Source organism: Shewanella sp. SG41-4 (genome assembly GCF_014164505.1).
Classification (GTDB): Bacteria; Pseudomonadota; Gammaproteobacteria; order Enterobacterales; family Shewanellaceae; genus Shewanella.
The window spans coordinates 1-1892 of sequence record NZ_JACJFI010000505.1; the positions used below are offsets into that span (position 1 = coordinate 1).

A 1892-nucleotide genomic window follows, 5' to 3' on the forward strand; every position below is an offset into this window, starting at 1 on the left:
GGGGCTGCAATGGCTCACAGCGGAACAAACCTTAGGCAAACAATTACCTTATCTGTTTAGCCAATCGCAACCCATTAATGCTCGTAGCTGGATACCCTTACAAGACACTCCCAAAGCACGCATAACGTTTAATGCGACAGTTACCGCTCCGCAAGGTTTACGTGCGGTTATGAGTGCTGAAAATACCCCTGAATTGCCAGATAGTGGTGTGTTTGAGTTTTGCATGAGCAAACCCATTCCAACACATTTATTAGCCATTGCTGTTGGAGAGTTAAGCTTCCAAGCCACTGGGCCTCGAAGTGGTATTTATACTGAACCCGGTATGCTTGCTGCTGCCGCTAAAGAATTTGAAGATACTGAATCAATGATTTTGATGGCAGAGTCCATACTAGGGCCTTATGCTTGGGGCCGTTATGACATGATTGTATTGCCACCTAGCTTCCCTTTTGGAGGCATGGAAAATCCTATGTTGGCGTTTATGACTCCCACGCTAATTGCTGGGGATAAAAGTCTTGTTTCAACTGTTGCTCATGAATTAGCCCATTCATGGACAGGTAATTTAGTCAGCAATGCAACTTGGCGAGATTTATGGCTTAACGAAGGGTTTACCACTTACTTTACCAATCGTATTGTTGAAGCTATTTATGGTAGAGAGCAGGCAGAACTTGAATGGGTTATCGAGTTCGGACGTTTGCAAGAGGAAATCGAATCTACTCCCTTAGCAAACCAAACTCTACCAGCCAATGTGCAAGATCAAGATCCTAATCTGGCATTTAATCGGTTTACTTACGATAAAGCATCGATGTTTGTTCATGAACTGGAAAGCCGATTAGGGCGGCCTGCATTTGATCGCTTTCTATTTGGTTATGTAGAGTATTTTTCGTTTAGCGCGATTACCACTGAAACGTTCATTGATTATGCAAAACAGACATTGCTGGTGGAGCATCACGATAAATTAACCCTCTCTGAACTCAATGAGTGGGTGTACGGGCAAGGATTACCGCTATGGTTTAAAGGCCCTACATCAAGCAGCTTGGATAAAGTTGATTTGGCTGTTGAGGAAATTATCAAAGGAACTTCAGCAAGTGAGTTGTTGGTGGGCGAATGGCGAGTTCACCACTGGCAGTATTTTCTTACTCAATTACCGCTAGTGTTAACCCAAGCCACGTTATTAGATTTAGATGATACGTTTACATTAACAAACAGTTCCAATGCCGAAATAGCGTGTGATTGGTATCGCGTCGCGATCCGTAATCACTATGATCCTGTCTTGCCGGCATTACGTGATTATTTATGCCGCATAGGCCGCGGTAAATTTGTGAGGCCTTTGTTTGTTGAATTACAAATATCAGGTTATCAGCAAGAGTTAGGCGAGATTTATACAAAAGCCCGAGCGGGATATCATCCTTCATTGCAAATTCAACTAGATAATTTGCTGAATTTTTAAAACTAATGTTTTTATTTTTTTAGCATCCCAAATCAACAAAAAAAATGGCAGCCATATTGGCTGCCAAAATAACTCTTTACGGGTTGTCATTAACGGTGCGCTAGCGTGTTAACACTTCCCAATGGGGATGATGATGAACAATGAACATTAAAACGGTGTAGCAGTAACTCAATCCTAACTGAAGCTTGAGGTAAGTAAGATAAATCTCTAGGCAGTGTAATCAATTAACTCCGGGGGAGAAGGTTAATTCATAATGCTGCACTTATTTCAAACTACATCTTATTCATTACATACTTGTTCGTACAATAAATAAGACCGGACGTTATTAGGAAAGTTCACACAGAAAATGAAATTTTTTTATTTATTTTGTGACAGTAACTTTTTTTGATTTATGTAGCCGATATTGCCTGTGGAAAAAGTTAGTTTTGTGGTGCTAGAAAAAGCA

The 1892-nt window shown here is 40.9% G+C and carries 1 protein-coding gene; it reads left to right on the top strand.

The genetic code is table 11. The features are described 5' to 3' along the window. Positions 1-1447 (top strand): M1 family metallopeptidase (locus tag H5202_RS21615; RefSeq protein ID WP_182773859.1); only part of this gene is annotated, 1447 nt, incomplete at its 5' end. Between the last annotated feature and the right edge of the window lie 445 nt (positions 1448-1892).